Source organism: Microbacterium sp. HJ5 (assembly GCF_054824025.1).
In genome coordinates, this window is the sequence record NZ_JSYE01000047.1 from 1 (window position 1) to 5,811 (window position 5,811).

Below are 5,811 nucleotides of genomic sequence, written 5' to 3' on the forward strand. Positions count from 1 at the left end.
CGATCCTTCCGCTGTGGGGTTGTTAACGCGAAATGGCCACCCTGCGTTGGGTGGCCATTTCGGTAATGGAAGTCCGGCGGTGTCCTACTCTCCCACAGGGTCCCCCCTGCAGTACCATCGGCGCTGAGAGGCTTAGCTTCCGGGTTCGGAATGTGACCGGGCGTTTCCCTCTCGCTATGGCCGCCGAAACACTATTGATGTTTCAGTCTGCACACAAACGATTTGTTTGGTGCGGTTCTCGACCGTACATCGAGAACCACTCAGTGGACGCAAGCACCTTAAACGGTGTGTTATCAAGTCATCGGCTTATTAGTACCAGTCAGCTGCACGTGTTGCCACGCTTCCACATCTGGCCTATCAACCCAGTAGTCTGGCTGGGAGCCTCTCGCCCGAAGGCATGGAAGTCTCATCTTGAGGCCGGCTTCCCGCTTAGATGCTTTCAGCGGTTATCCATCCCGAACGTAGCTAATCAGCGGTGCTCCTGGCGGAACAACTGACACACCAGAGGTTCGTCCAACCCGGTCCTCTCGTACTAGGGTCAGATCCTCTCAAACTTCCTACGCGCGCAGCGGATAGGGACCGAACTGTCTCACGACGTTCTAAACCCAGCTCGCGTACCGCTTTAATGGGCGAACAGCCCAACCCTTGGGACCTACTCCAGCCCCAGGATGCGACGAGCCGACATCGAGGTGCCAAACCATGCCGTCGATATGGACTCTTGGGCAAGATCAGCCTGTTATCCCCGAGGTACCTTTTATCCGTTGAGCGACAGCGCTTCCACAAGCCACTGCCGGATCACTAGTCCCGACTTTCGTCCCTGCTCGACCTGTCAGTCTCACAGTCAAGCTCCCTTGTGCACTTACACTCGCCACCTGATTGCCAACCAGGTTGAGGGAACCTTTGGGCGCCTCCGTTACTTTTTGGGAGGCAACCGCCCCAGTTAAACTACCCACCAGGCACTGTCCCTGAACCGGATTACGGTTCTAAGTTAGACATCCAGAGTGACCAGAGTGGTATTTCAACAACGACTCCACGGTAACTGGCGTCACCGCTTCAAAGTCTCCCACCTATCCTACACAAGCCACACCGAACACCAATACCAAGCTGTAGTAAAGGTCACGGGGTCTTTCCGTCCTGCTGCGCGTAACGAGCATCTTTACTCGTAGTGCAATTTCGCCGAGTTCGCGGTTGAGACAGTTGGGAAGTCGTTACGCCATTCGTGCAGGTCGGAACTTACCCGACAAGGAATTTCGCTACCTTAGGATGGTTATAGTTACCACCGCCGTTTACTGGGGCTTAAATTCTCAGCTTCGCCTTGCGGCTAACCGGTCCTCTTAACCTTCCAGCACCGGGCAGGCGTCAGTCCGTATACATCGTCTTGCGACTTGGCACGGACCTGTGTTTTTAGTAAACAGTCGCTACCCACTAGTCTCTGCGGCCTCCAAACGCTTTCGGAGCAAGTCCTAATACGTCGAAGGCCCCCCTTCTCCCGAAGTTACGGGGGCATTTTGCCGAGTTCCTTAACCACGATTCTCTCGATCTCCTTGGTATTCTCTACCTGACCACCTGAGTCGGTTTGGGGTACGGGCGGCTAGAACCTCGCGTCGATGCTTTTCTTGGCAGCATAGGATCACCCACTTTTCATCCGCATCGTGTCTCAGCCTGTATGAGTCACGGATTTGCCTATGACTCGGCCTACGCACTTGCACCAGGACAACCATCGCCTGGCTTGGGCTACCTTCCTGCGTCACACCTGTTAATACGCTAACCGCACCAGCATGGGGTCGTGCGCTAGCTCCCCCGCCTCACCCCGAAGGGATCGTACGAAGGAATTCGGGCACTTAGCACCACTGGATTAGCTTGGGCGGTTCTTCGCCGGTACGGGAATATCAACCCGTTGTCCATCGACTACGCCTGTCGGCCTCGCCTTAGGTCCCGACTTACCCAGGGAAGATTAGCTTGACCCTGGAACCCTTGGTCTTTCGGAGGACGTGTTTCTCACACGTCTTTCGCTACTCATGCCTGCATTCTCACTCGTGTGGCGTCCACGGCTGGGTCACCCCGCCGCTTCACTCGCCACACGACGCTCTCCTACCCATCAACACGGCTGGACCACGAAGGCCTACCAATAATGTCAATGCCACAACTTCGGTGGCGTGCTTGAGCCCCGTTACATTGTCGGCGCGGAATCACTTGACCAGTGAGCTATTACGCACTCTTTCAAGGGTGGCTGCTTCTAAGCCAACCTCCTGGTTGTCTAAGCAACTCCACATCCTTTCCCACTTAGCACGCGCTTAGGGACCTTAGTTGGTGGTCTGGGTTGTTTCCCTCTCGACTATGAAGCTTATCCCCCACAGTCTCACTGCTGCGCTCTCACTTACCGGCATTCGGAGTTTGGCTGACGTCAGTAACCTGGTGGGGCCCATCGGCCATCCAGTAGCTCTACCTCCGGCAAGAAACACGCAACGCTGCACCTAAATGCATTTCGGAGAGAACCAGCTATCACGAAGTTTGATTGGCCTTTCACCCCTATCCACAGCTCATCCCCTCAGTTTTCAACCTAAGTGGGTTCGGCCCTCCACGACGTCTTACCGTCGCTTCAGCCTGGCCATGGATAGATCACTTCGCTTCGGGTCTAGGACATGCGACTGAATCGCCCTATTCAGACTCGCTTTCGCTACGGCTACCCCACTCGGGTTAACCTCGCCACATATCGCTAACTCGCAGGCTCATTCTTCAAAAGGCACGCTGTCACCCCTACTAAGGAGGCTCCAACGGTTTGTAAGCAAACGGTTTCAGGTACTATTTCACTCCCCTCCCGGGGTACTTTTCACCTTTCCCTCACGGTACTTGTCCGCTATCGGTCATCTGGGAGTATTTAGGCTTATCAGGTGGTCCTGACAGATTCACACGGGATTTCTCGGGCCCCGTGCTACTTGGGATACTCTTCACGCCAAGGCAAGGCATTTCGACTACGGGGTTCGCACCCTCTCTGACCGGCCATTCAAAACCGTTCGTCTATACCTTCTTGTCACGCCGGCTGCTCGGCAGAACAGCCCGAAAAGTCCCACAACCCCCAACGTGCAACACCTGCCGGCTATCACACACGCTAGGTTTAGCCTGTTCCGGTTTCGCTCGCCACTACTAACGGAATCGCGGTTGCTTTCTCTTCCTGTGGGTACTGAGATGTTTCACTTCCCCACGTTCCCTCTACCCGCCCTATATATTCAGGCGGGAGTCACTGGGTCGGCACGCCGCCCAGCGGGGTTTCCCCATTCGGACACCCTCGGATCACAGTGTGCTTATCCACTCCCCGAGGCTTATCGCAGATTGCTACGTCCTTCTTCGGCTCCAGATGCCAAGGCATCCACCGTTTGCTCTTAAAGACTTGAAATCACATGAGTTGAATCGTCAATCGAAATTGACTAATGATCTTTAAGATCATCTTCACGAGACAACCCCGAAGGGCCATCTCGAAGATGCTCGCGTCCACTGTGTAGTTCTCAAAGTACGGGCGGTACCCTCCCCGCACACCAGCTGCTGCCGGCGCCAGAAAGGGCCCTGAGTTGCGGATTCACATCCGGTCCCTCAGGACCCAACAGCGTGCATGTGCCGACGACATCCCCCGAACCGTTCCAGCTGCAAGCAGCGTACTGAGCCCGGGATCCCCCGATCGGCACCTCGTCAAATGTTCCACCCATGAGCTAACCGGCAGGAACATTCGTCCTGATCCGGCGCCTGGACACCCGAAAGTGCCAGATGCTCCTTAGAAAGGAGGTGATCCAGCCGCACCTTCCGGTACGGCTACCTTGTTACGACTTAGTCCTAATTACCGATCCCACCTTCGACGGCTCCCTCCACAAGGGTTGGGCCACCGGCTTCAGGTGTTACCGACTTTCATGACTTGACGGGCGGTGTGTACAAGACCCGGGAACGTATTCACCGCAGCGTTGCTGATCTGCGATTACTAGCGACTCCGACTTCATGAGGTCGAGTTGCAGACCTCAATCCGAACTGGGACCGGCTTTTTGGGATTCGCTCCACCTCACGGTATTGCAGCCCTTTGTACCGGCCATTGTAGCATGCGTGAAGCCCAAGACATAAGGGGCATGATGATTTGACGTCATCCCCACCTTCCTCCGAGTTGACCCCGGCAGTATCCCATGAGTTCCCACCATTACGTGCTGGCAACATAGAACGAGGGTTGCGCTCGTTGCGGGACTTAACCCAACATCTCACGACACGAGCTGACGACAACCATGCACCACCTGTTCACGAGTGTCCAAAGAGTTCCCTATTTCTAGGGCGTTCTCGTGTATGTCAAGCCTTGGTAAGGTTCTTCGCGTTGCATCGAATTAATCCGCATGCTCCGCCGCTTGTGCGGGTCCCCGTCAATTCCTTTGAGTTTTAGCCTTGCGGCCGTACTCCCCAGGCGGGGAACTTAATGCGTTAGCTGCGTCACGGAATCCGTGGAATGGACCCCACAACTAGTTCCCAACGTTTACGGGGTGGACTACCAGGGTATCTAAGCCTGTTTGCTCCCCACCCTTTCGCTCCTCAGCGTCAGTTACGGCCCAGAGATCTGCCTTCGCCATCGGTGTTCCTCCTGATATCTGCGCATTCCACCGCTACACCAGGAATTCCAATCTCCCCTACCGCACTCTAGTCTGCCCGTACCCACTGCAGGCCCGAGGTTGAGCCTCGGGATTTCACAGCAGACGCGACAAACCGCCTACGAGCTCTTTACGCCCAATAATTCCGGATAACGCTTGCGCCCTACGTATTACCGCGGCTGCTGGCACGTAGTTAGCCGGCGCTTTTTCTGCAAGTACCGTCACTTTCGCTTCTTCCTTGCTAAAAGAGGTTTACAACCCGAAGGCCGTCATCCCTCACGCGGCGTTGCTGCATCAGGCTTCCGCCCATTGTGCAATATTCCCCACTGCTGCCTCCCGTAGGAGTCTGGGCCGTGTCTCAGTCCCAGTGTGGCCGGTCACCCTCTCAGGCCGGCTACCCGTCGACGCCTTGGTGAGCCATTACCTCACCAACAAGCTGATAGGCCGCGAGCCCATCCCAGACCAAAAAATCTTTCCAGCTCCTAGCCATGCGACTGAAGCTCGTATCCAGTATTAGACGCCGTTTCCAGCGCTTATCCCAGAGTCCGGGGCAGGTTGCTCACGTGTTACTCACCCGTTCGCCACTGATCCACCAAGCAAGCTTGGCTTCACCGTTCGACTTGCATGTGTTAAGCACGCCGCCAGCGTTCATCCTGAGCCAGGATCAAACTCTCCATAAAAAAGAAATGCATACAACCCGGGGAAAAACCGGACCGCAGCGAGTTCGAAACTGACCAAAGAGATAAATCATTGCTGACTATCCATTGCCACTCCCGAAGAAGTGGTCTTCGATCCAAAGGAATCTCAAGCCGACCAAAAGGCCGACACGAGGTTAATTGGCATTTGACAAGTGCACGCTGTTGAGTTCTCAAGGATCAGACGCACCCACCAGCCAGCCTCACGACCAACCCAGCAGGGCAACTTCACAATCTTATCCATCTCGTTCCGTCTGTCAAACCGACGCGCCGAGGCCATCAGGCTCCAGCAGCGATCGGCGACCGCGGTCCACAAGGAGGAAGACTCCATTCTAGACCCGGAGGCCAGCAGCCTCATAGAGGCTGATCTTCGAAGGGAGGTGGTCCACCACTTGAGGGGGGTAAGGCTCTCGGCCTCTCCGCTTCCCTGTGGGGCGAACAACAAGAACATTACGTGACCCCGACCCCCTCGTCGAATCGACACGACATCCCGGGCGTGTCGC

The 5,811-nt window shown here is 55.7% G+C and carries 3 rRNA genes; all 3 read right to left on the reverse strand.

Annotated features, from left to right (window positions below):
• Window positions 1-71: 71 nt before the first annotated feature.
• Window positions 72-188, reverse strand: a 5S ribosomal RNA gene (rrf, locus tag OB08_RS16070).
• A 101-nt stretch (window positions 189-289) separates the two neighbouring features.
• Window positions 290-3,394, reverse strand: a 23S ribosomal RNA gene (locus OB08_RS16075).
• A 376-nt stretch (window positions 3,395-3,770) separates the two neighbouring features.
• Window positions 3,771-5,293 (reverse strand): 16S ribosomal RNA (locus OB08_RS16080).
• The 16S, 23S and 5S rRNA genes sit together here, the layout of an rRNA operon.
• Window positions 5,294-5,811 lie beyond the last annotated feature (518 nt).